General features: G+C 49.9%; 19 protein-coding genes. 10 read left to right on the top strand and 9 right to left on the bottom strand.

Annotated features, from left to right (window positions below; genetic code table 11):
• Positions 1-138 precede the first annotated feature (138 nt).
• Entirely contained in the window at positions 139-984 is an 846-nt protein-coding gene (locus ACLHG7_RS04950; protein ID WP_410209929.1) for an undecaprenyl-diphosphate phosphatase, read from the top strand.
• 45 nt (positions 985-1,029) lie between these two features.
• On the opposite strand, the gene ACLHG7_RS04945 is transcribed toward ACLHG7_RS04950, so the two are convergent.
• Positions 1,030-1,635, bottom strand: coding sequence for a GNAT family N-acetyltransferase (locus ACLHG7_RS04945; RefSeq protein WP_410209928.1), 606 nt, complete (start codon positions 1,633-1,635; stop codon positions 1,030-1,032).
• Positions 1,636-1,883: 248 nt separating this feature from the next.
• Here ACLHG7_RS04945 and ACLHG7_RS04940 point away from each other — a divergent pair, with 248 nt between their 5' ends.
• From ACLHG7_RS04940 to ACLHG7_RS04930, 3 genes are all read left to right on the top strand, one after another.
• On the top strand, positions 1,884-2,564 hold the full coding sequence (locus ACLHG7_RS04940; protein ID WP_410209927.1) for a dienelactone hydrolase family protein: 681 nt from the start codon (positions 1,884-1,886) through the stop codon (positions 2,562-2,564).
• Between the two features lie 164 nt (positions 2,565-2,728).
• Positions 2,729-3,334, top strand: coding sequence for a TetR/AcrR family transcriptional regulator (locus ACLHG7_RS04935; protein ID WP_410209926.1), 606 nt, complete (start codon positions 2,729-2,731; stop codon positions 3,332-3,334).
• The gene (locus ACLHG7_RS04930) at positions 3,331-4,521 is read left to right on the top strand and encodes an MFS transporter (RefSeq protein ID WP_410209925.1); all 1,191 of its coding nucleotides are present in this window, start codon (positions 3,331-3,333) and stop codon (positions 4,519-4,521) included. The genes ACLHG7_RS04935 and ACLHG7_RS04930 overlap by 4 nt, the downstream gene beginning before the upstream one ends.
• A gap of 92 nt (positions 4,522-4,613) precedes the next feature.
• On the opposite strand, the gene ACLHG7_RS04925 is transcribed toward ACLHG7_RS04930, so the two are convergent.
• The 8 genes from ACLHG7_RS04925 to ACLHG7_RS04890 all read right to left on the bottom strand — a co-directional run bounded on the left by ACLHG7_RS04925 (position 4,614) and on the right by ACLHG7_RS04890 (position 17,087).
• Positions 4,614-6,710, bottom strand: coding sequence for a TonB-dependent siderophore receptor (locus ACLHG7_RS04925; protein ID WP_410209924.1), 2,097 nt, complete (start codon positions 6,708-6,710; stop codon positions 4,614-4,616).
• 192 nt (positions 6,711-6,902) lie between these two features.
• Positions 6,903-8,207: an acetyl-CoA C-acyltransferase FadI gene (gene fadI / locus ACLHG7_RS04920; RefSeq protein WP_410209923.1), complete on the bottom strand. Its 1,305-nt coding sequence runs from the start codon at positions 8,205-8,207 to the stop codon at positions 6,903-6,905.
• 453 nt (positions 8,208-8,660) lie between these two features.
• A complete protein-coding gene (locus tag ACLHG7_RS04915) occupies positions 8,661-9,602 on the bottom strand; it encodes an alpha/beta hydrolase (protein WP_410209922.1) in 942 nt (313 codons plus the stop codon).
• A 143-nt stretch (positions 9,603-9,745) separates the two neighbouring features.
• Positions 9,746-10,933, bottom strand: coding sequence for a PepSY-associated TM helix domain-containing protein (locus ACLHG7_RS04910; protein ID WP_410209921.1), 1,188 nt, complete (start codon positions 10,931-10,933; stop codon positions 9,746-9,748).
• 140 nt (positions 10,934-11,073) lie between these two features.
• On the bottom strand, positions 11,074-13,206 hold the full coding sequence (locus ACLHG7_RS04905; RefSeq protein WP_410209920.1) for a TonB-dependent receptor: 2,133 nt from the start codon (positions 13,204-13,206) through the stop codon (positions 11,074-11,076).
• 46 nt (positions 13,207-13,252) lie between these two features.
• A complete protein-coding gene (locus tag ACLHG7_RS04900) occupies positions 13,253-14,491 on the bottom strand; it encodes an MFS transporter (RefSeq protein ID WP_410209919.1) in 1,239 nt (412 codons plus the stop codon).
• Position 14,492: 1 nt separating this feature from the next.
• Entirely contained in the window at positions 14,493-16,358 is a 1,866-nt protein-coding gene (locus tag ACLHG7_RS04895) for an IucA/IucC family protein (RefSeq protein WP_410209918.1), read from the bottom strand.
• 174 nt (positions 16,359-16,532) lie between these two features.
• Complete coding sequence (locus ACLHG7_RS04890) at positions 16,533-17,087, bottom strand: methylated-DNA--[protein]-cysteine S-methyltransferase (RefSeq protein ID WP_410209917.1); 555 nt, start codon at positions 17,085-17,087, stop codon at positions 16,533-16,535.
• Between the two features lie 632 nt (positions 17,088-17,719).
• On the opposite strand from ACLHG7_RS04890, the gene ACLHG7_RS04885 reads away from it, so the two are divergent.
• From ACLHG7_RS04885 to ACLHG7_RS04860, 6 genes are all read left to right on the top strand, one after another.
• Positions 17,720-19,117 carry a TolC family protein gene (locus tag ACLHG7_RS04885; RefSeq protein ID WP_410209916.1) on the top strand — a complete coding sequence of 466 codons (1,398 nt, stop codon included), beginning with the start codon at positions 17,720-17,722 and terminating at the stop codon, positions 19,115-19,117.
• On the top strand, positions 19,114-20,181 hold the full coding sequence (locus tag ACLHG7_RS04880; protein WP_410209915.1) for an efflux RND transporter periplasmic adaptor subunit: 1,068 nt from the start codon (positions 19,114-19,116) through the stop codon (positions 20,179-20,181). The genes ACLHG7_RS04885 and ACLHG7_RS04880 overlap by 4 nt, the downstream gene beginning before the upstream one ends.
• Entirely contained in the window at positions 20,178-23,366 is a 3,189-nt protein-coding gene (locus ACLHG7_RS04875) for an efflux RND transporter permease subunit (protein ID WP_410209914.1), read from the top strand. The genes ACLHG7_RS04880 and ACLHG7_RS04875 overlap by 4 nt, the downstream gene beginning before the upstream one ends.
• Positions 23,367-23,378: 12 nt before the next feature.
• Positions 23,379-24,407 (top strand): YncE family protein, encoded by a 1,029-nt coding sequence (locus ACLHG7_RS04870; RefSeq protein WP_410209913.1) that lies wholly within the window; start codon positions 23,379-23,381, stop codon positions 24,405-24,407.
• 234 nt (positions 24,408-24,641) lie between these two features.
• Complete coding sequence (locus ACLHG7_RS04865; protein ID WP_410209912.1) at positions 24,642-25,091, top strand: hypothetical protein; 450 nt, start codon at positions 24,642-24,644, stop codon at positions 25,089-25,091.
• Between the two features lie 378 nt (positions 25,092-25,469).
• Positions 25,470-26,240, top strand: a complete 771-nt coding sequence (locus tag ACLHG7_RS04860) for a hypothetical protein (RefSeq protein ID WP_410209911.1) — start codon at positions 25,470-25,472, stop codon at positions 26,238-26,240.
• The last annotated feature ends 21 nt before the right edge of the window (positions 26,241-26,261 follow it).

Here is a 26,261-nt window from a genome sequence, read left to right as displayed (position 1 = left end):
TGAAATATTGCGTATCTTGCTGTCCAGATAACTGGTTTGCGTAGAAGTCTAAGCAAAAATTGTCGTTGATCTTCACCAAATCTCAATTGAGGGGTGCTAGCATCGAGCCTTTCATGACTTCACCATAGATGCTGTGCAATGAACCTACTCCATGTTTTTATTCTCGCCCTCATCCAAGGGATTGCAGAACTGCTGCCTGTCTCAAGCTCAGCCCATGTCATCTTGGCTGAGAAATTGATGGGGCTAGACCCATCATCCCCTGAAATGACCTTCCTGCTCGTAATGTTGCATACCGGCACCATGTTTGCGGTAATCGTGTACTTCTGGCAATCATGGCGCACCTCGTATTTCTCCTCGTGGCGCACCTTTCGCGACAATCTGGCTTTTGTCTTATTTGCTACCGCAATCACAGGTGTGATTGGTCTTGCGCTGCTCTACATCATCAAGCATGTGTTCTTTTCCAACTCTCCAAGTTTTGAGATCGAGCACTTATTTAATAACTCAAAACTGATGGCCACCGCACTGGCAGCCAGTGGTGTATTGATCATCGCTTCTTCACGCATGCAAGGGAGCGAAGACAAACCTTTATCCATCCGTCGCTCTCTGATCATTGGTGCAGTACAGGCGCTGTGCCTACCGTTCCGTGGCTTCTCACGCTCAGGCGCAACCATTTCAACAGGACTGTTCTTGGGCATCTCACGCAAGAAAGCCGAAGAGTTCAGTTTTGCGCTTGCGGTCGTGTTAACACCGGCTGTGATAGCCAAAGAATTCCATCGTCTCTATACCGCCTATCATGCTGCACCCGTAGCTCCTAGCACCGACTTTACGAGTCTAGTTGCGCCGAGTTTATTTGGTATGGTGTGCAGCTTCTTGGCCGGTCTCTTGGCACTCCGCTGGTTATCATCATGGCTGGATAACGGTCGCTGGTATCTGTTTGGGGGTTACTGTCTAGTGTTTTCAGTCGTGGTTCTCGTTCTGACTTAATCCCATATCAATAAAAAAGCCCCAATATTGGGGCTTTTTTATGTTTTAATTTAAGGGACTGGTGATCTCATCTTCCTCCAGATGCAGCATACTTTCCAAATGAGCCTTCACCGCTAACCACTCATCATCAATGATACTAAAGCGCACCGAATTGCGTTTGCGTCCATCGGGCATGATCCGCTCATGACGCACGATCCCCTCCTGCTTGGCACCTATCCTTAAGATCGCGGCACGCGACTTGGCATTGATTTCATCGGTGGTGAACTGCACACGCACACAATTCAAGTGCTCAAAAGCATAGCGCAGCATCAGGTATTTGGCTTCGGTATTCACGAAAGTCCGCTGCTGGGACGCTGACAACCACGTGCTACCGATCTCAAGTTTGCGGTTGTGGCGATCAATTTTCCAGAAGCGCGTTGAACCAATCACCTGATTATTTTCGCGCAGTACGATGACAAAGGCCATGACCGTCCCTGCGGCCATACCCTGCAGCGCATGCAGCACATAATCATGGACCGTGTCACTGGAGGGGACCACGGTAAAAGGCAACTGCCACAGCTCCCCATCACGCGCTGCATCCACGAGTGCATTGGCATCCTGTTCGGTTAACAGACGCAATTGGATACGATCACTGCTCAGTGCATTCCTCATAGATCTATATTCTTTTTTAATCCCATACGCTTAGATTAGGATAAATCATAGGACTTTGGGGAGTAGCCTTTTGTATATCACCGGTGAGTTTCATCGCTAGCGTACTGATCCAAAGCTATTTTAAAATGTTGTACATGCTGATACTTCCATCGAATAAAGCCATAAACCTTTCAATCTGGGCAATGATATTATCAAGCGCACTTGACGCGGTATCACAACATGGCCCGCCTATTCGATGGAGATTGAAGATGGAAATCAAACAGATCACGCTCGGTACTCGCACCATTGATGTCGAGGTTTATGTACCCAATACCCCGACATCCGCACCGGGTATCCTCATGCTGCACGAGCTGTTTGGGGTGCTGGACTTCTATCGTGAAGACGCGGCAGACCTTGCCGCACGTGGCTATCTGGTCTATGTACCCAATCTCTTCACCGACGGTGCGCTACGCTACTGTATCCGCGCCATGGTCACGGAAGCCGGACGCATGAACCGTGCCAACAGTGAGCTGAATCAGGAGATGCACGCGCTGCTGGATGCTCTCAAGGCCGACCCACGCTGCAATGGTCGTCTGGGGATGTTGGGTCAATGTTTGACAGGCGGCTTTGTACTGCAAATGGCAAAACGTGATGATCTACTAGCACCTGTACTCTATCATCACTCGCTGGGCCTCCAAGGCGCTGGTATTCCGGATGAGGAATCATTGGATGGTATCCGTCTGCTGCAAGGTCACTGGTCCACCATCGACCCGATCTGCCCAGCCAGTAAACGCGAGAAAGTCATTAAAGGACTCGGACAGCGCGTCGAAGCCTATACCTATGCCATGCCACATGGTTTTCGCAGCCTGAGCCGTGCACTGCCCGGTGCGAAGGTAGTCTGGCAACGGACCGTGGATTTCTTTGATCGGGAATTGAAGCAGGCGTCGTAAAACCAGAACCGTCATCCCCCTAATGTCTTATGGCTTGGGGGATCATCTCCCTTATCCTCAGTCATCGAATAACACGCTCACATACTCTCCTTAAAATTTAATTGACAACCTTTCACTTTATCTGTACGGTACTGTTTCGTACACTTAAAGCCAGAAGAAAAACCATGAGTCGAGGCAAGCCGCGTGAAGTCGCCATCCTCAATGCCACCATCGAACTGTTGCAAATGCACGGCTATCAAGCCCTGACCATCGACAGTGTCGCTGCACACGCCCATGCCAGCAAGGCGACCATCTATCGCCGCTGGCGTAATCGTGTGGAGCTGGTCAAAGCAGCAATCGATGCTTTTGATCAGCAGCGGAACGAGTCGATCCCGGATACGGGCGAACTGCGCAGTGACTTAATCGCCGTATTTGAAACCCTGCGTAACACCGCAACGGCTCCTTATCTGGCCATGATCAACGACCTGATCGCCGCCTCTAAACACGACAAGGAACTGGCGGCAGCACTACAAGCGCATGTTAACGATCAGGATCTTTCTCCGTTTCGGCGTGTGCTCTCGCGTGCGATGTCACGCGATGGCCTTGAAACGGCTGAGTGTGAAGACCTGATACACGATGTGGCAGAAGCCATGATTACTCGCCATGTCCGACTCGAGCGACCTTTCGATGATGCGTTTATCTTCCGCGTTGTCGATGGCATTCTCCTGCCCCTGCTTGAGATCTATCTCCCTCCAGGGACTTCAATATATAAAAAGGATACCCTTTTATGAAAAATAATAAACTCTGGCTGGTCATCGCCATGACCGTCTTAAACTCGATGGGTCTAACCATTGTCATGCCCCTCTTCCCCTTCCTTTTAGGGCAATACCTTCCCAACAACCAAGTGGTGATAGGTCTTAGCATCCTGCTCTCGGTCTTTTCTGTATGTCAGTTTCTGTCCTCACCTGTCCTTGGCGCAATGAGTGACCGCTTTGGTCGCCGCCCGATTCTGGTCATCAGTATCTTGGGCTCCGCCATTGGCTATGCCGTGATGGGTGTGGGTGGTGCGCTATGGGTACTGTTTCTTGGACGCATCATTGATGGTTTGACTGCAGGCAACATGAGCACATTATTTGCCTATATTGCGGATAGCACTGCCGCCCATGAGCGCACCAAGTGGTTCGGCTATATGGGTGCGGCGATCGGCATTGGCTTCATCACCGGTCCCGCCATTGGCGGACTGCTTGGCAGCGCATCCTTGCAACTGCCTTTCTATATTGCAGCAGGGATTTCACTGTTTGCCGCTATCGCAACCCAATTCGTCTTGCCAGAATCCCTTCCACCTGAAAAGCGCTCTAGCCATTTTTCATGGCAACATCTAAATACCTTTGCCCATTTCAAAGATGTTCTCAGCCTTGGCGCAGCGCGACCGTTCATCCTCATGGGGCTACTGTTTGGCTCAGCGATGTTTCTCTATCAGAGTAATATTACAGTCTTTCTCAAGGATATTTATCTGCTCGGTCCCGCAGGTATCGGTGTGATTCTGACCCTGATCGGGATCTGCGATATCATCTCGCGTGCAATCTTACTGCCGCGCCTGATCAAGATATGGACAGAAGTCATTGTGGGCAGAATCGGCCTTACGCTGGCTATTGTCGGTTTTGGACTGGTGGCACTCTGTTCTTTTGAAACCTACCTGCCATTGATCTACGGCGCAGTGATCTGTATCACGATTGGTGAAGGGTTGTTTGAACCCACCCTAAACAGCATGCTCTCCACTGCAGTGAGCGAGGATCAGCAAGGCAAACTGCAAGGCGCAAATCAAAGCTTCTTGTCTTTAAGCCGTGCCATTACCCCGCTCATTGCTGGCGGCATTTATGTCTATAGCCAAAGCGCGGTCTATGCCCTTTCTGCATTCTTAATGGCCTGTGCGCTGATGCTGTTTAGCCGACTAGCCGTTGCGCGGGTCTACTCCTGAGATCATCAATCCGACAAATAGTTAACATATCGTTCAAAAAAAACCTTATCAAAAGATAAGGTTTTTTTTGATAAGCCGTAATTTGCGAAGTATCAGAAACGGTAACGTACCGACGCGACAAAGGTACGCGGATAACCGTAATAACACCATGCTGCGCTATTACATGCGGAAATGTATTCTTTGCCAAGCAGATTCGCGGCACTGAGCTGTAGACGCCAATCCTTGATGTCATAGTGCGCATTGGCATCCACGAGTGTATAGCCAGATGTCTTATACAGATTTGCACTATCACCATAGTGATCACCAACATAACGGACCCCACCGCCAAAGCCTAAGCCAGCCAAAGAACCTTCACGTACCGCATAATCTGCAGACAATGAGAACTGTTGCTTGGGCAACAATGCCACTTGTTTACCCAGTGCAGGATCATCAATACTGGCTTTGGTCACCTTTGCATCCGTATAGGTATACGTGGCAGTTCCCGTCAGATTGCGATCAAAGCGATGGTTGACCTCAAGCTCTACGCCACGCGTACGGGTTTCTCCCATTTGAACGCTATAGAACAAGTGATTCGGATCAACCGTTAACGCATTCTTCTGATTAAGTTCATAGACCGCAGCGGTAAACAGCGTATTGCCTTTATTGGGCTGATACTTCACACCCGCCTCAATCTGATCGCCAGTCAACGGCTTGAAAGGACTACCATCAAATGCGGTGTTAGTTGCTTGAGTCTGGAATGAGTGTGAATACGCCACATAGGGTGCTACACCGGACTCAAACAAATAATTTAAGCCGACACGGCCTGAAAAGGCATTGTCATTCTGTGTGCGTGTAGTTGCTGAGATTTCGTCGTCAATATCGTTTTTGACCCAGTCATGACGCCCGCCGATGGTAAGCCCCCAGCGACCATAGGTTGCTTGGTCCTGCACATACAGACCCGTTTGCTTAAAAATACTGTTGGTATGATAAGTGAATGGCGGGGTAACGATTGACGCCCCATATACCGGATTAAAAATATCTAAAGTCGGCGCAGACCCATAACCTGAAGCAAAGTCGTTTTTGCTTTCTAAATAGTCCACCCCAACCAATACGGCATGCTTGATCGCAGCCGTATCGAGCTTGATGGCCACTTGGTTATCCATGGCAAAGACTTTGGAGTATTCTTGCAGAGGATAGGTATAACGATTCAACGTGCGATAATCAGTTGGTTGCCCGTTACCATCCAATGCCAGACCCAATGCTCCAACGGATTGATATTCAACATCCACTTGCTGATAACGTAAATTTTGTTTAAGGGTCACCGCATCGTTGAATTGATGGGAAAACTCATAGCCGATGGAGCGATCCAATTTCTTGTAGGTATCGTAATCCGGCTCACCAGGATTAAAGCTGCTGCTGATCTTGCCATAGGGATTATAGCTGGTGGTCCCTTGCGAAGGCAGAAATCCACCTGTGCCTGACGTATCGGTCTTATGTACCTGACTCAGTACGGTCAGAGAGGTGGCATCGTCGATCTTCCACGTCAGACTCGGCGCCAGGTAGTAGCGGTTATCTTTGGAGTGATCGATGTTGGTATCACCATTTCGCGCAACGCCCACTACACGATAGAGCAATGATCCATCAGCATTGAGGCGACCACCTACATCCCCTGAAATTTCACGCTGATCAAAGCTGCCACCTGTCACGACAACTTCATTGCTCCCATCCTCGCGCGGCTTCTTGCTGACCATCGAGATCATCCCGCCGGGTGGTTGCTGACCAAACATGACTGACGATGGACCTTTATCTACTTCGATGGACTCCAGTCCATAAGGCTCAATCCGTGAAGCGGCAGTCCACGTACCTGTGGGCAGTGCTAAGCCATCTAGGAATCGCGCCGGGCTATAGCCGCGAACCAAAATCCAGTCACTACGCGGATCGGCACCATAGCCACCACTGACGACCCCCGCTGTGTAACGCAGAGACTCATCCAGACCTTGGGCACCACGTTTATCAATATCCTTGGCAGAGACTACGGAGACCGCTTGAGGAACAGTCAGCACGTCTGATTTTGTTTTGGTACTGGCCGTGACAGTAATGGTTGGCAGCGTCGCCCCGTCATTGCTGTCATCGGCATACACTGATGTCATGGATACAGCCAAAATCATGGCTGCGGAGAGTGGGCACAATAAAAACACGGTGTTCGACATACGCTGCGCTCAAATTTTGTCAAAAAAAACTTTCGCGCATCATATAATTTTTGATCTGGACAAACAATACGAATAAGAATGATTATCAATATTAGTTAAATAAAAATGTAACAATGAAAAAATCTTTGCTTAATGCTTAATAGAGGTACTGAGTACCTCTATTAAGTCATGGACTTTTACTCAAATCTAACCTTAATCCGCTTCAACCACCATCGCCGCGCCAATACCCCCTGCAGCACAGGCCGTCGTCAATGCAATCCCGCCCCCTCGACGTTTTAATTCATAGAGGGCTTGACTAACCACACGTGCACCCGTCGCACCGAACGGATGACCAAAGGCGATAGACCCCCCATTGACGTTGAGAATCTTACGATCCACTTCACCGACGGCTTTGGTTCGATTCAAAGTAGTGCGGGCATAATCGAGTGATTCTAGCCCTTTAAGATTACATGCTAGCTGACCTGCAAACGCTTCATGCATATCCACCAGACTAAGCTCTTGCAGCGTTATGCCTGCTCGATCCAAGGCGATTGGAGCCGCTAGTACAGGTCCCATTAGCAGATCATCTTTTGGTGTTTTGGCCGCAAACGCAAAAGAACGGATATAACCGATCGGCTCAAAACCCAGCGCTTTAGCTTTGGCTTCGCTCATCAGCAGGACGGCTGAAGCTCCATCGGTCAATGAACTGGCATTGCCCGCAGTCACCGATCCTGCCCCTGAGAAATCAAAGCATGGCTTTAACTTGTCATAGGCACTGCGCTCTGGATTCTTGCGCACCAGATTATCGTCTTTTAAAATCTTGCCACCTGCCAGTGATACTGACATCACCTGATCATTCAGATAGCCTTCTTTCCATGCCTGTGCCGCATTGTGATGCGAAGCATAGGCCAGATCATCTTGCACAGCGCGGCTCACGCCCCACTTTTTCACCATCTTTTCACAGCTTTGTCCCATGGTTTCACCTACCGAAAACTCCGTAATCGACGGCTCCAGTGGCAGGATGTCTTTTGGACGCAATGAAGACAGCAAGCGCACGCGATCCTTTAACGTTTTGGCGAAATTGACATCACGGAGGGTTGAGGAAAATTTCTGTGACATCGGCAAACGCACGCTACTGGTTGAATCAGTACCACCTGCGATCACGATTTCAGCATTACCCGCCAAGATACTCTCTGCGGCACTGGCGATGGTTTGAAAACTGGTCGCACAAGCACGTGTAATGCTATAGGCATCCACATCATCAAGGCCGCACGCCAAAGCCACTTCACGAGCGATAAAAGGCGCTTCAGGAATCATCACGGTCATGCCAAAGACCAGTTGATCGATCTGACTGGGCTTGAGGTCATTGCGTTTGATCAGTTCATTGACCACAAAGCTGCCCAGATCAATGGCACTCAAGTCACGATAGTGTGTGGCGATACGTGCAAAAGGGGTGCGTACGCCATCGACTATGGCGATTCGTCCATTTTGATTGGAGAGATTAACGGTACTGCTCATGGGGTTCTCCTGATGCGTAAGGAAAGAAATGATCTCAATCGCGTCAGAATATAAGCGCAGATAAAGAGCGTCACATTGGCTTAAGCAGCGGAGAAAAATGTCAGATGGGTGATCTAGGTAAGAAAACTCTCAAAAAGAAGTGACACCCTAAAGGCAATACCTTATATTAGTATCAAATATAGTACAATATAACATTACAAAAATGTCATTAATGTACTTTATTAGCCATCGGTATTTTATATCCCATAGCCAGCCAGAAGGATACCCGCATTTAATTTTGATTTACGGAAAACTGATTTTTTTGGAAAAAAATACTTATGCATTGTTTACTGGCGATTACCTTAAGTCTGATGGCTGTCATGATGCTCGTCCTCCTCATTGAAAGCATGTTATAAAAAAACTGCCCTATTCTCTTTTGCTTAAAAGCTTCCATCTACATTGAGCAATCAACGATTAGTCCCGCACCAGATCACCATTGTGCTTGAGCCAAGCCAGAAATAAGGTAGGCCATGCAGCCACCAAAGTATCCGGCTGCCCAAGCCCCCAACCGTGTCCCCCCGCTTGAAACACATGCAGCTCACTGGCTATATGATGAGCACGTAATGACATAAGCATCAATACACTATTATCCACTGGCGAAATCGGATCATCGATGGCATGGGCGAGAAAGGTGGGTGGCATCTGATCTTGGATTTGCAGATTAACTGAATACGCTTGGCTTTGTATCCGGGTTGGATGATCCCCGATGAGCTCACGACGAGTGCTGGTGTGATCAAAAGGCGGCATTAAAGTGATGACAGGATAGATCAGTCCCACAAAGTCTGGACGTGCAGAAACCTGATCGGCTACATCCACGGCCTTGTAAAGCGGCACTGTGGTGACCGCAGTCATACCCGCCAAATGTCCTCCAGCGGAAAAACCCAAGATACCAATATGATTGCTTTGAACTTGATAGTTTGCTGCCTGAGCGCGAATCAAACGCATCGCACGCTGGGCGTCCTGAAAACTGGCTGAAGCTGGCCAATCAGTGGGTAAGCGATAAATGAGTTCAAAGGTCGTTATCCCTTGCGCCTGTAACCAATGTGCTGCGGGCATGCTTTCCTTGCTGCGTTCAATCCGCTTATAGCCACCCCCTGCAATCACCAGAACTGCCGTACCATTAGGATGTGCTGGGCGATAGACAATCAAACGTGGCACGGCTACATGACTAACTGCGCCATGTGTACTCAATTGCTCAGGAGGGTGGGATGATGTTGCCGTGTACGGAGGTGTAGGCCATAGAGGGATGCTTTCCTCTTGGCTTGGTGGGTCTTGAGAAACAGGCGCGGCCCATAGCATAGAGGTCAGATTGAAGCATACGCATACGATCAGCAAACGAGAACAATTCTTTATCATGACAACATTCCCTTCACCCAAATAAAACCCCTCTATACAGTGAGGCTTTATATTGCAGCTATTCAAGCATGACATTGAGTCTTGTTTGTATCGTATCGATGACTGATGTCTATCATGAAAACATGCCTATTTCTCACCACTCATCAAATCTTGCGGGATTTTCTCTTCCTATGCCACATCAGCCACCCCGTGATCGCAAAGAAGAGCGGCATCAGTCCAAACAAGCTGATAAAGATACGCCCAACCGCCCCAAAGGCCTCACCCGAATGCAGCGGAAACATCCAGCTTAAAAACACATCTCCGGTCGTGCCTTTGAGAGGGTCGCGCACCTGTAAGACCTGCCCACTATAGGCATCAATCTTGATCCGCGTTGCCCCATCATGGTCTTGAATCTCGGTCGGCTGCCGCGCACGAATCTCAAAGGGATCGCTGGGCTTTTTGGGTAAGACAATCCGTGAGAGGCGTGCAGTCGGATACCGTGCTTGTGCGTATTGCATGACTTCTGCAACCGTCAGCATGCTCGCTTCTTTGGTGACAGGTTGATTGGCGACTTTGTCATTTTTCGACACCGTCATGACGCTCCTCACGACAGGTAGCGCCCAATCTGGCTGATTGAAATACAATCCCGAAAAAGCCAGTACGATCAGTACGGGGGCAGCAAAGAACCCCAAAACCCGATGCGCTGAAAACTGCAACCGTGCCATAGACCCCGCATAATGAATCCGAAACGCGGCACGTAGCGCGATAATCTGGGCACGCGGAAACCACAAGATGAGACCTGTGATTGCCATGATCAAGAATGCACAAGCGGTCATGCCGCTAATGGTCTTACCTGTTATCCCAAGCAAGAGATAACGATGCAAATAAAAGATGGTCGGCATAAGCTGAGTCTTGGAGAATCCTGCCTGCCCCCATAGTCGCTCGCCTTTGATCTCAAGTGTTAAGGGATCAATCATGACTTGTCGCATGACATCAGCGCGAAAAAGATCAGACGTGCCTTTTTCCACAGGAACTTTATAAGACACGACATAAACATCATCGGCAGTCTCAGGCAGCGTCAACTGGCTCGGTTTGCCATAGCTTGGCTGCTGACTCAATGTGTCCATGATCTGCTGCACCTGCTGCGGTGCCACCCGAAAAGGCATTGTCAATTCAATTCCCGACTCGGTTTGCGTCGCCACCAACAGCTCAGGATTCAGCGCACGATCCAGCTCTGGTAACCACGCAATCACCGTACCAGTCAGCCCTAGTAGCACAAAAATAATGCCAAAGACCAACGCAATCGAAAGATGCACCGTCTTAAACACACTCCGAACCCGACCTTTGATCATCGCTGTTTACTCATCATTGGAGTCATCCCCATCACCCTATTCATTAACCTTCACAATCAAGAATGCCTAAATGCCAAAAATCCACTCCAGCCCAGTAACTGGGCTGAAATGGATTTTCTAGATGACCTAAAGCGCTCTATTTAAAACCGATAGCGGGCGCCTACAGTGAGCACTACAGGAGAGCCCGGCAGATTATAATCATTTGCGCCGCTATGTCCGGCAACAAAATATTTGCGATTCAGCACGTTCTGTAGGGTCGCATTGATATCAAACTTCGCCGATTCATAACCCGCACCCAGATTCATCACGCCATAGCCGGGTAATGTGGTCAGATCATCAGCTGAAGCAAAACGGGATGACTCTGCCTTAGCCCCTGCCGCGACATAGAATCCATCATCCAGTTTATGTTTAATCCAGAGGTTAAAACTGTTGCGTGGGGTCAATGAAGCTTCATTGCCATTGAATGATTGACCTGTCGAAGTCTTGGCCGTTGAGTTTAAGATTTCGCTTTTCATATAAGAATAACCGGCAAGGACATCCCACTGCGGCGCGATCTTACCGGTAAACGACAACTCCACTCCACGGGTGCGCTGCTCACCAATCGGCACTGCCAGCAGTGGATTGAGCGGGTCTTGATTCTGAATGTTGGTTTGTGACATCTCAAACAACGATGTGGTCAGGCTGGCTAGCGGAGTCAGATCCCACTTCACCCCGACTTCTTTGTTCTTGGTTTCGGTCGGTTTAAGCTGATCACTGTTGGCATAGAAAGTAAACGCATCCGCAATCGGTTGGTAAGATTTGCTGTAGGACGCATAGAGCGATACCGCTTCAATCGGCTGATACACCAGACCAATACGCGGGGAGACGGTGTTATCCGTACGATCCAGATCAAGATTGGCTTTAGTACGGTCATCCCGATTTTGCTCTATTCGATCAAAGCGCGCACCCGCAAGCAGTTTCCACTCAGGCGTGATTGTTACGAAGTCCTGTAGATATAGACAATAGATATCAAACTGGCTCTTGTTATCATTACTGGCTGGCGTATTGTGTGGAATCGGCGGAAGATCGACCAGTACTGGCGCAAACAGGTTATAAGTCGCCACATTTTTAGCCGTGTACAATCGCTCGCTCTTGTCTTGATGACCCACTTCAAGCCCATACAGAATATCGTGTTTGACACTGCCCCAATTCAAAATCTGTGACAGTTCATTTTGCAAGTAAACGCCCTTCTCATCGCGCACACGTTTGGTTTCGGCAATTGCGACTTTAGCGGTTTTTTCATTCACCGTTGGGGTGGTGTAGTTGCGATCCAGTGAATAATCATACGCACGCAGTACCGAATGCAATTTCAGTGTATCGCTAAAACGATGATCCACTGTAATCGCACTACTCAGCACCTCAGATTCGACATAGGCACGATCCCGACCATTGGCGGCACCGTAGTAGGTTTTGATTGGCACATCGACAGGGCGACCGTGATAACTCGGCACCCCTTGATCCGCCAAGCGTTTATCATGCAGATAATCGGCTTGCACCATGATCGTAGTATCAGGCGAAATCTTGAACAGCGCTGACGGCGCAATGGCCTGACGATCTAAGAAATAGCCATCCCGAAAGCTGGATGAGCTTTCCACCGCACCCGTCAAGCGGAACTGCATATCTTTATCACTGGTCGTCGTGCCCAGATCAAACTCCCCGCGTTTTTGCCCACGCGAACCAAAGGTTACTCCGACTTCCTCTATCGGATTGGCATTCGGTTTCTTGGTGACCCGATTAACAATCCCGCCTGCTGAACCACGACCATAGACCACTGCGGCTGGACCTTTCAGGACCTCGATTTGTTCGATATTGGACAAGTCACGGAAATAGAGTGCATCATCACGTACGCCATCGACGAACTGATCGGTGATATTCAAGAAGCCCCGAATCACCGTCTGGTCACGCTGACCATCGCCCACACTGGCACTTAAGCCCGGCACATTGATCAAGGCATCCTGCACAGATGCCGCGTTTTGATCGCGCATCACGGTTTTATTCACCACGTTCACGGTTTGCGGCACGTCATGGAGCTGTGCTGCGGTCTTGGTTGCTGTGCTGGAGACTTTGACCTGATAGCTAGGCTCTACTTTCTTGGCATTGACCACTATCGTGGGTAAGCTGGATTCAGTAGGACTGGATGATGTCTCTGCCATGGCGACGGGTGTTGCCAGCACTGCACAAGAAACAGCCATCATCGGTAGCGAGTGAGTGGTAAGTATACGGATCACATTCATAATGTTATAAAGCTCAAGAATCAAAAAATTTAAATTAAATATAAAGCTACGATGGATTGGATAACGATGCCGAGGAAGTCGGGCTAAAAACTTCTGGTTTTAAACGCAACAGACGAATCCCTAACGCAGCAACGCCATAGGTCACCACCACAGGCCAAAACAAATAAGCAACAGGTAGCCACATCATGGCAACTGCACCAATTCCAATCCCGATTAGCGCGCCAGCTTTGGCGGCACTATTACCTAAGCCCAGTACATGACCTTGCTGATGATCTGCCGCCACTTTGGACAACAAGCTATAAAACACGGGGAGCAACGCACCGAGGCAAACTCCCCAGACCACGCGCGCCGCGATAAAAACAGCGATGTTGCTGCTTATCGCTTGCGCCACCACTGCAAACATGCAAACCCATGTCACCCACTCCACTTGCTGAAGGACGTGTATTTGGCTCTGCTGAGCAAAGCGTTTACCCCAGATCGGCGCAGCCACACACAGCCCCACAGCAATGGCGCCATAGCACCAGCCCACGACAGTTGCGCTGGCGTGTAGGGTTTGCTCCGCAAAAATACCGAAGAAGGCTTGAGGCATCATCTTGCCGGCTTGAACCAACACGATGCCAAGTAATAAACCGAAGAATGCCGCGATCGGTAGTGATGTCTCCGTAGACGTTTCTACCGATTTGGATACTTTTTTCACCTGCGTTGCAGGTAGTAGCCACCACGCTGCCAGTGCACAGCCAAAGCAGATCAATGCCGCAATAAGGTTGAGCCAGGCAAAGCTATAAAAATCAAAAATAATGCCGCCAAGCAACGGACCAACCATCGAACCAATCGCTGTTGCAACCTGAAGTCTGGCCATGAGCGCTGAGCGCCCCTCGCGATTGACCAGCGTCGTGCCATAGGCTTGTGATGCGGCAATAAATCCCGCCAAGCCACCTTGGACTAAACGCAGGACTAAAATACTGAAGGTATCGTTCAACCATGCGATACACAGCTGCGTCACCCCCAAGGCAAACAACGCCCTTAGCAGCATCGGCTTGTGTCCATAGCGGTCTCCGAGACGCCCCCAGAGTGGTGTGAAGCACATCGCCATTACCATTGGACCGGCATAGGCAACACCACTGGCGATCGCGAGCCAATACGCCGATAACTGACCTGCCGCCTTAAAATGCAGCGCCCAGAAAGGCGCACTCATCTCCATGGCACCCATGGAGAGCATCTGAATGACAAACAACCACAGCAATGGATGACGTACACGCTCCCAACGCAAACTTCGCTCGGTCACGTTAGATCGCCTTCAAGGGATTCGGCATCTGACCATGTACATCATCCTGTGTATTAGACAAACGCATGCGTAAGAACGCTTTGGCAGGCCATGGCAACTCCAAAAACGCCTCACGTTCAGCCTGCCAACGTTCGGGGTTGGTGCGTGGTCGCAGGGCATCAAAGACTTGAATGATTTGCTCACGCAGCACCGTCCAGTAGATCAATGCCGATTGTTGTGTGGTTCGAGCCAGCAGCAGCACCATTTCACTCAAATGACAAAGCATGACTGCATGTAAAATCTTGTCGCGTACGGGCATATGGTCTTCATATACGGTATGACCTGCACGGAAAGGATCAAGCGTGTATTGCATCTGCTCTAGCGTCGGGGCATGCACACGCACATCACCAAAGTCACGCGCCAGCAGGCATACAGGACGATACGCCTGATCAACCAGCATAAAGCTGTTTTGCTGATGCGCTTCAAAGGCAATGCCATAAATGAGATAGGCACTTAAAGTCGCAGTCAGCACAGTCTGGACATATTGCTGAAAAAACTCCGCCGCCGCTGTGTCATGGCTGCCATAACCCAATGCGACTAGCTCGGCAATTAGCGGACGCTTGGCATAGGCTGAACTGGAAAATAGCGCACCTACAGGGAGCGGAAACAACTCATCGGTCCGTTTGCTCAAGGGATTTTGACGATACAAGACCGACAGATGACGTGATCGATTATCGTCCCGATTTGGATCCAGATAATGAACCCCGACATCCTCACCGACGATCTCAAGACACTGACCAAAACCCTGCTCCACTGCAACGATAAGGCGTAATAACTGAGTAATGCGCGGCCCCATCACGGCTGATTTGGGCGAGACGGTACGCTCGACACTGGTCAATCGTAGTGACACCGGCAACTTCATATGCGGCATAGAACCTGAATGCTCAGGCACCACCGTTCTAAACGACATGGTCGGTGAAGCTGCAATTGAGACGTTATCCAGAAGCACCAGCGTACCTTGGGCAATCTCAGCAGCAAACTCGTCACTGATGAATCGTTCTGCTTGATAAGGATGGATCGGCAACGGCACCCAGTCATCAGGGGTATGACCGTTTTGGGTCAGCGCCTCTTGCCAGCGGGCAAAAACCGCTGGAAACTGCTGGGCAAACCAAGCGCCATACGATATCTCTGAAGCGAGATCCGTCGCTTCTAACTGCAACTCTGCATGGACTTGATCTTTTTTGATTGCGGCAATCGTAATCTTTAGGTCGGCCTGAAACTCAGGCGACATCCGCATCACATCCACCGCACTCAAACCCAGTTTGGTCTTGTAGGTGGGGTGCCAAGGGTGACCAATGGTGCCCCACTGTTCAAGCATCAGCAATGGATTAGCTTGTGCGCTTGCTCGTAAAGACGTCAGGAAATAACGATGGTCACCACGACTGCGTAAGAGCTCCCGACCCCACTTTTCACGATAAGTTAGACATAAGGCGTCGTTATCAATACTGTTTTCAAGTTCCAGACACAGACGCTCAAGATCTGCCTGACTGACAGGCAGGGGTAATGCATCAGCGACAGCGCGCAGGAGTGCGGAAGGAGTTTTAATCGGATAAGGTCGGCTGCCCGTTTTATGACAGGTGATACCACCAATGAGTTGACAACTGCCGATGCGGCCAAGCTCTAAGCCCTCAAAGCGCAGTAATGTTTTTTGGCTCCAGAGCGGTAACCATGCGATAGAGCCTTCAGTCACCAAGTGACTGGCATCGAGCAATTTCTCGCGAAATAAAGCTTGGAGGGTGCGCACCAGACCTTGCTGACAGGCCTGTGCATACTGTGCATCCGTACTTGATATCGACGTGACAGTAGGGTGCAATTGCTGCATATCCATACTATTTTTACCAAATGATCAACTTGAAAGAAAGTCTAAGGGAGATACTAATGCAATGTCAATCGATAATCATTATCAATTACAATTAAATCATCACGACTCACATAATCGACAAAGGCTTATATTTTATAATTATTATTTTCATTTAATTGATTAGAAGCTCATAGCTCTTGCTTAAAACAGCCCCATTTGAGGCGATTCGATGCCTTTCCTTATCCGAAGTTTAGGCATCGTACGGATTGCATCAGGGATATAACCTTCTAGCCGTAGCAATACCTCTTTAGCTTTAAGCCCACCAGCAAAACCCGTCAGATCACCCGATGCACCAATCACGCGATGACAAGGTGCAATGATCGAAATCGGATTGCGCCCATTGGCCGCACCGACCGCGCGCACAGCTTTGACATTGCCAATTTGCTCGGCAATGTCACGATAGCTACGCGTTTCCCCATAGGGAATGGTAAGTAAGGCCTGCCATACTGCTTTTTGAAAATCAGTGCCCTCAAAATCAAGCGAGATATCAAAGTGCTGACGTGTACCTGCAAAATATTCAGCCAGTTGGCGTTGGGTCTCAAGTAAAGTGGGATGTTGCTGATCTTCAGTCATCTCTCCTAACCGCACCCGATTGGGGCGATCTTCTTCCCAAAGAATCGCGGCCAGTCGTGCCCCTCTGGCAACCAATGTTAATGAACCGACGGGGGAATCCATTATGGTGTATGTATAAGACATGGCTTCACTCCTGACCTTAGACCTGATCACAGATAAAATCATCAGATCTTTTACCCTCAAAATGGCCTTGCCGTCTAGACACTTTTCTAGAGATAACCGTCATGTACTTGTCGTAGGATGCTCACGGATTAGTGACCTAAACTTAAATGAATGCGTGCGTTAGGCTGAGAGATAGCGCCTATCACTTGGTCACTATCCATAATTTTTGACAACAAAAAATCATCCAACTGGCGGCGCTTAGTCTGGACAGTGATGATCAGACCACAGCAAAGACACTGTGATCCCGACAAATAAAGCGCATTTGCTGAAGAGCGTGTATCCAGTTGTAGCGTATGGCAACTCTGGCAAATATAGCTAAAACATTCATACATGACGACCTCATCCAGCACTATCGATCTTGATTTTTAATTAAGCAATTTTTGCACCAAATGGTAAAAATACATGTATCCATTTGTGACGAAGCGTGTGTATTTTGAAAAATACAGGAAACAAAAAATTTGTAGCACCCAATTCAGTACACACTGGTGCTATGGGTCACCTAAGAAAGCACCTTCTATAATCAAAACAATCCCCTGCCGAACTCGATCTTTTTGCATATGATCTCTCATTTAAACAATAAGCATCGATTTGCCTTGTCACGCTATACAAGCTTGCTGTGTGGAATGGGCTGTACGATGCTGGCGGGCTGTACGCTCTATCATCCTGCGCCCCTCGCCACCACACCGCACTACGCCACGCTAAAGACCATCGACTCTAGAGCACTACAAGCATTTCCCACAATCAAAGCGCATCCGTTTAATGCAGCAGATGGACTCGATACCGTTGAAATTGAAATGCTGGCAGTCAGCCATAATCCCGCGCTGCGCCTGGCCCGCTCAGATCTCAGTGTCACGGAAGCTCAATCCTTTGCCGCAGGGTTATTGCCAGATCCGCAGTTGAGCCTTGCACATGACATCACGCATCCCAGCGACGTCGGTGCCGCATCCAGCTATGGGATCAGTTATGACTTTGGGGCACTCCTTGCTCACTCCTCCGCAAAAAAATCGGCCACCGAGGCCAACCACCAAGCTACGCTTAATCTGCTCTGGCAAGAGTGGCAGGTGATTGGTCAAGCTCAACTGCTCATGGTTCGTGCACGGATGCAGCGCGACATCCTCCGAGTTTTAGAACGCCAACAACATTTACTGGCCGATCGCAGCGCACGCAGTGATCGCGCCATGCAACAAGGCATCCTCAGCCGTGATAGTGCCAATAGTGACCGCGTCGCCGTACAAGCGATCGACACCAAGATCGACGATCAAAAAGCCTTACAAGCGACCACCTTGCATGACCTAAATGATTTACTCGGTTTGCCTGCGGATACCCAACTTGATTTGCAACTGGAGCCATCATTTGCCCCCAGCACCCACCATCAAACCGATCTGGCCTCCGCGCTGCCTGCACCCGAATTGATTCAGGTCGCACTGGCACAGATGGCTGAGCGCCGGCCAGACTTGCAAGCACTGCAAGCGGGCTACGCCAGTCAGGATGCAAAATTTCGCCAAGCGATCCTTGCCCAGTTTCCGAGCCTCAACGTCGGCCTCACTCAAGCCACCGATGCTGCAGGTGTGGTCAGCAATAGCTTGGGGATCAGCCTGTCATTGCCCATTTTTAATCGCAATCGTGGCACGATCGCTATCGAACAGGCAACACGGCAACGGATGCAGGATGAGTATCAGATGCGACTCAACCAGACCGAATCCAGTGTCATTCGTTTGCAGTCAGAACAGCAGCAACAATTTGCCGTCTGGCAGAATCGTCAAAGCACACTCCGTCATCTGCGAGAAGATGTCGATCATGCACGTTCCGTCGCAAGTACTGGCCTGCTTGACGATGTGATCTGGATGAACCTGAATACCAATCTACTCAATCAAGAGCTTGAATTACTTTCCCTAGAACAATCCATTCGTGAGCAAGACGTGGGGCTCAGTATTTTATTAGGTCTGCCGACTGAACACCGTAACTCAACAGCACAGGGGCTGACACCATGAGTCTATCCACACGCCATACGACACCTCATGTCACACCACTTCTGATCTTACTGACCATCACCAGCGCCCATGCAGTTGCCGCAGAAAATGCCCCGATTGCCCAAGTTCACAGCCAGCGCCCAGAGCAGCAGAGTCTTGCGACGACCATCACCGCCTATGGCGTGCTGCAAAGTGACCCCAGCGCGAATCTCACCACCAGTTTTGCTCAAGCAGGACAACTGGAACGCATACTGGTCAGTGTCGGTCAGAAAATCAAAAAAGGTACGGTACTGGCTGTCTTAAAAACTGACCCGCAAATGATCATGACGACCACACAAGCCAGTTCTGCTGTCGTCTTTGCCACAGGTGAACGCACGCGAATTGCTGATCTATATACGGCAAAACTCGCCACTCAATCACAATTGGCCACTGCTGAAAAAGCGCTGACCGATGCCAAGGCAACCCTCCAAGCCCTCCAGCAACAAGGCGGACAGAACACCTTGCAAACCTTGCGTGCACCAGCGGATGCGCTGGTGATCAGCATCAATAACCAGACTGGCGAACGCGTCGCGGCGGGTGCACCGCTGATCGTGCTGAGCAAAGTCAGTACACCTCAAGCAATCATTGGCATTAGCCCGGAGATGGTCAGTCAGCTACACAGCGGCATGGCCATCAAGATCATGCCAGTCTTTATGGGATCAGGCGGTCAGAGCAGCAGCATGACGGGCAGCCTTGCGCGTACTGATGGCGTTGTGAATAGCCAAACCGGGCGGATCGATGTGCCGGTTCGATTCACTCAGTCTTTGCCTGACACTTGGCGTGCCGGCCTTCCTGTCCAAGCCACGGTGACCTTATCTGCGGCCAAAGGCTGGGTCGTTCCGCGCAATACCGTGCTACAAGACGGACAAGGCGCTTATATTTATCAGATCAAAAACAATAAGGCTGTTCGCACACCTGTCAAAATCGGCACTCAGACCAATCAATACACCGCGATCAGCGGTGCAATTAACCCGAACCTCAATATTGTCACGCTCGGAAACTATACCTTGAGTGATGGCATGGCTGTGCAGGAGCAACAGCGATGAGCCAAGCGGGAGTTAATGATTCAAAAGGGGTGATGTTTTGGATTGATCAGCATCGACGCTCACTACTGTTTCTGGTGTTGATGCTTATGCTGGCAGGGATTGCGGCAGCGATTCGTTTACCGGTGACGTTATTTCCGCGTGTGGATTTCCCACGCGTGGTGGTGGCACTCGATGCGGGAGATCGTCCTGTTGACCCAATGGCACTCGATATCACCACCCCCACCGAAGACGCGATCCGTCAAGTGCCCAATGTCCGCAGTGTCCGTTCCACCACCAGTCGCGGTTCAGCTGAAGTATCCGTCAACTTTGATTGGAATACTGACATGACCATGGCAACCTCGCAGATCAATCAGGCCATTGCCCAGTTACTGCCTAAACTACCTGCCGGCACACAGATGTCCGTACGGCGCATGGACCCAACAGTTTTTCCAATACTGGCTTATAGCTTACGTTCTGATAGCTTATCTCTCTCCGACCTGCGCTTACTGGCCTTGCGCCAATTGCGCCCGCTACTATCCACCGTTAATGGTGTATCGCGGGTAGAAGTAGCAGGCGGTACACAGGATGAATATCAGGTCATTGCCGATCCCACGCGTTTGCAAGCCGTGGGTTTAACGCTGAATGATCTGTCTACGGCCTTGACTGCTGCCAATATCGTCTCGGCCAATGGCCGCCTTGAAGATCAATATAAGTTGTATCTGGTCATCACCAACAGCCCGCTCAAAGATGAAACCGATATCGGCAATGTGGTGGTCAAAAGCAACCCTGACGGTATCATTCAACTCAAAGATGTCGCCACCATTGCTAAACATGCCGCACCGCAAGTCGTGCGGGTCAACGCCGATGGACAAGATGCCATCTTGCTGAATATTTATCAGCAACCGACCGGGAACAGTATCCAGATCGCCAAAGACATTGAAGCGCAAATTGCCCTTGCTCATCTACCGACCAGCGTCAAAATGAAGAGCTGGTATGACCAAAGCCAACTGGTCGCCGCATCCGCGCGTAGTGTGATGGATGCGATCCTGATCGGCATGGTGCTGGCAGGAGCAGTGCTGTTACTCTTTTTACGCAATATTAAAATTACTCTCATCGCGGTCTTGATGGTGCCCGTTGTACTGGCACTGACCACCATCCTGCTCAGTCTGTTCAACATGAGTTTCAACATCATGACCTTAGGCGGTATGGCGGCGGCGGTCGGTCTCATCATTGATGATGCGATTGTGATGGTCGAACATCTCATCCGTCGTCTACATGAGCGCGCCGCCAGTCACGATCCAAGCGCTGACCCCATCAGCGCACAAACTGTGCAGCGCTGGACGCTGGCCTCCGCACAGGAGTTTTTCCGACCGCTTGGAGGCTCCTCCGCGTCAACGATTGTGATCTTCGTCCCACTGGCATTTTTAACTGGTGTGACAGGGGCGTTCTTTAAAGCCCTGTCGCTGACCATGGCAACAGGACTCTTGATTTCGTTCCTGATGACATGGCTGGTCATTCCAATCCTTGCCAATCTGTTTTTTAGCCAGCGCGATGCAGCGCCTCATCCCAACAGCCGCTTTGCCATCAAAGTTTCCCGCGTCTATATCAAGCTACTCAGCCGTTTGATCCGCAAACCGCTCTGGGTCCTTTTGATTGTCATTCCACTATTGGGATTGGGCGGGTTTGCCTTTACCCAAGTGGGCTCAGGCTTTATGCCCGCAATGGATGAAGGCGGATTTATCCTCGACTATCGCACGCCCGCAGGCACATCGCTGACCGAGACCGATCGTCTACTACGCCAAGTGGAAAACATCATTCAGAAGAACCCTAATGTGCAGACCTACTCACGCCGCACCGGCATGGGGCTTGGCGGTGGATTGAATGAGGCTAATCAAGGTGACTTTTTTATCCGCTTGAAGCCCCAACCACGCGAAGATATCGAAGTGGTGATGGAAAGTATTCGCAGTGAAGTGGAGCAGCATGTGCCAGGAGTTCATATCGAACTGGCCCAACTAATGGAGGACGTCATTGGCGATCTCACAGCGGTGCCACAACCGATTGAAGTTAAACTGTTTTCGGATGATCCCCAACTGCTCAATCAACTTGCTGGAAAAACCGCAGAAGCCATTGGTCATATTGATGGTGTGGTTGATGTCAATCCAGGTATTACCCCAGCGGGAGATGCGATTGAAGTGCATGTCGATCCCGCACGTGCCGCACTGGCAGGACTGACGACCGACAGCATCAATCAGATGGTACAAGATGCCATGAGCGGTCGTATTGCCACTCAGATTAGCCCCGCCAATGCATCCAGTATCGGCTCATTAGCAGTCCGCGTCTGGATTCCAGCGGAGCAGCGCCAGACCACTTTAGACTTGCAAAACCTGCCCTTGCGTACCAGCACAGGCGCGATCATTCACTTGCAGGATGTAGCACAACTGGTGACCGTTGCGGGACAGTCACAAATCAATCGTGAACAAATGCAGCGCATGGTCGCCATCACCGCACGCATCAGTGGCCGTGACTTAGGCTCTGCCATAAAAGATGTGCAAGCCATCGTCGGTGCCAAAGGCTTTATCCCCAACAATGCACGCATGGAACTGGGCGGACTCTATGAGCAGCAGCAGATTGCCTTCCGTGGGCTCATGGTGGTATTTGCCACTGCCGTGGCGCTGGTATTCCTCCTGCTGCTCTTCCTCTATGAGCGCTTCGTTATTGCGCTCTCCGTGCTCATGATGCCTTTGCTTGCCGCTTCGAGCGTCTTTATTGGCCTATGGCTAACGGGCATTGAGCTGAACATTTCCGCAATGATGGGCATGACCATGATTATCGGGATTGTCACCGAAGTCGCGATTTTCTATTTTTCTGAATATAACGAACTCCATAAGCATATGCAGTTAACAACCGATTCACCGCAAGCGAGTCCATCTGATCTAAACCATGCACAGCGTTTGGCGCAACGTCTGAATCAGCGCAAACGCTATACCTTGATTCTGGCCGGGCAAAACCGTATGCGCCCCATTGCCATGACGACCCTCGCGGCAATTCTCACCCTACTCCCGCTGGCTTTTGCGATCGGTGAAGGCTCTGCCATGCAGCAGCCGCTTGCCATTGCCATCATCGCAGGGCTGATCGTGCAGTTCCCGCTCGTGCTCATTGTGATGCCTGTCCTATTTAGTGTTTTAACGCGCCATCCCAAAACTTAAGGAAGAAAGAAGATGTCATTTGTCAAACATGCGATTTATCTCAGTGCCGCCCTGCTCGCATTGACCACCCAAGTCGAAGCGCATACCCAGCACAAAACACACGATCAAATGGTCAAAACCACGCCAATGACCGTCCTCCAGCATTGGGCTTTGGGTGCGGCCTCAAAATGGGATTACGCCGCAATCGATACCACCCGCCATCACTTATTTGTGACCCAAGGCGACCATGTTAATGTGTTAGAGCTGCCCAGCGGTAAACTACTGACTCAAATCCCGAGTCACGGCGCACATGGTGTGGCATTTGCCCAGAATTTAAAATTGGGTTTTATCAGCAATGGTGCATCCAACAGCGTTACCGTGTTTGACCTTGATACCTTACAGCCCAAGCAGGACACCACAGTCTCTGGTGTTAACCCCGATGCAATCCTCTATGACGCCGCATCGCAAAAACTCTACACCTTTAACGGCAAAAGTGCCGACATCAGCGTGATTGATCCCCAAACCATGAAAGTGCTGACCACCATTGCTGCCACAGGTCGTCCTGAATTTGCAGTTGAAGATGGCAATGGAAAAATCTTCTTTAATATCGAAGACAAGGCCGAAGTAGGTGTGATTGATATCAGCAGCGATAAACTCGTCACGACTTGGCCACTGAAAAACTGTGAAGAACCCTCTGGTCTTGCGATCGACAGTGTCCACAAACGTCTGTTCTCCGTCTGCCAGAACAAGACCATGATCATTACCGATGCTCAATCTGGACAGCAAGTCGCAACCGCACCCATCGGTGAGCACCCTGATGCGGCATATTTTGATGTCCAGACCAACACCATCTATTCATCCAATGGGGCAGCGGGGGGCAGCTTGACCGCGATCCATCAGAGAAATGCCGATCACTACAGCGTCACTGGCAACTACCCCACTGCGCAAGGCGCCAGAACCATGGCGATGGATTCCGTAACGCAGACCATCTACTTGCCGACTGCAAACAATGGCGAGTTTGAAGTTCTGGTTGTTGGCGCTCAACAAAATCAGCCTAAATAACACAAACCCTTAATTCGCCGTCTATCCTTAAACAGAGTGATTACATGCTTTACAAGACGTTGCAAAAAGGGGGATGGACTCGAAAAACCCTATGTTTCAGATAATTTTGCGTGGACATACTTTGAAATGTGGGTTGTACGCCTCATCAGGTTTGCAGCCCCGCAATGAAAAGTGATCTCAACGTTTCAAGATGATCGATCAACATGCGCCATTATTATTTTTGAGGAAAGTGCTATGAAATTACTGGTTCAATCAATTGCATTATCTATCGGTGTTTTATCTGCAGCCACTAGCTTTGCGGATACAACGCTTGCTGCTTCTACAGCGGCATCCGCACCTGCAAAAACCGTCACATCAACAACTTCGATCAAAGCCGTGACGCCTGTGGGCTCAGCCGCAACGACGCTCAAAGCAGCGGCACCCGCTGTACCTACGGTCCCTGCCGTTAAAACCACTACGGTCACCCAAACAAAAACGGTCACCAACACGGTTAAATCCGGTTTACCGACTGTCGCAGCAGCAGGCGGTGGTTCAGGCAAAGTGTGGATCAATGCCAACTCCAAAGCATGGCACTGCTCAAACAGCAAGTTCTATGGTAAAACCAAAAAGGGTGAATACGTGACTGTTGATGCCGCGAAGAGCAAAGGCTATCACCAAGATCCTCATGAGCAGTGTACGCTGTAATGGCAATACTGATGTAGATCGGCAAGAACCACGCGATTGCGTGGTTCTTCGTTTCAAGCGCTATCGGTTATAGCCGATTTTTCTGTGGCGATGATTAATCCTAGACCTATGCTGGGCTTAGTCTGAATTGAGGGGCAACCTCTAATGAATTATTTATTGACAATGACCCTTAGTCTTGCGGCATTGATCATCCTATTACTCATCTTTGAAAAAGTACTCAGGAAATAAAGCCATCTCACAGCGAGACTGGGTCATAAAAAAAACCTCCTATGGGTCATATAAGTCTAATCACGCATAGTGGCAGCGTAACGCAATCGACCACCCATAATTTATGCATCGACAACGTATCGACTAGCATTAGGCGCAGAGATTAAAGCAATGACGACCCTATCACTCCAGCCCTCATCCCACCTTCTTAACAAAGTGCCAGAAGTCACGCTGTTCTTCTGGATCATCAAAATGATGTCCACTACCGTTGGAGAGACTGCGGCAGATTTTCTGATTTTCAATGTCCATCTTGGCCTGACGGTAACATCAATCATCATGGGTGTACTGCTGTTGATCAGCTTATCCATCCAGCTTCGTTGCCAGCGCTATATTCCCTGGATCTACTGGCTCACGGTTGTACTCATCAGCATCTTCGGCACGCTCATCACCGACAATCTCGTTGATCATTTCGGGGTACCCTTAGCGGTCGCTACAGCAGTTTTTAGCATTGCCCTGATCGCAACCTTTATCAGTTGGTATGCCTCAGAACGGACGCTTTCAATCCATACCATCTATACTAAGAAGCGCGAGTTATTCTATTGGGCAGCCATTTTATTTACCTTTGCACTCGGTACAGCGGCTGGAGATCTGGTGGCAGAAGGGCTTAAACTCGGCTATCTAAACTCAGCCCTGATGTTTGGTGCTGTGATTGGCAGCATTGCAATTGTGTATTATGTCTTTAAGCGTCATGCCATTACGGCGTTCTGGATGGCCTATATCCTGACCCGCCCCTTTGGTGCATCATGGGGCGATTACCTGTCGCAAGCGGTCAATAGCGGCGGACTAGGCTTGGGCACCACAGGAACCAGTGTGCTGTTTCTGGTTGTGATTCTGGGATTGGTCACGTATTTAAGCATCCAGAATGAGAAAGCCACATCATAATGATGATTAGAAAATAATGAA

Source organism: Aquirhabdus sp., from assembly GCF_046462495.1.
Classification (GTDB): Bacteria; Pseudomonadota; Gammaproteobacteria; order Pseudomonadales; family Moraxellaceae; genus Aquirhabdus.
The sequence above is the reverse complement of the archived record's forward strand: the minus strand, read 5'-3'. Positions and strand labels throughout refer to the sequence as shown.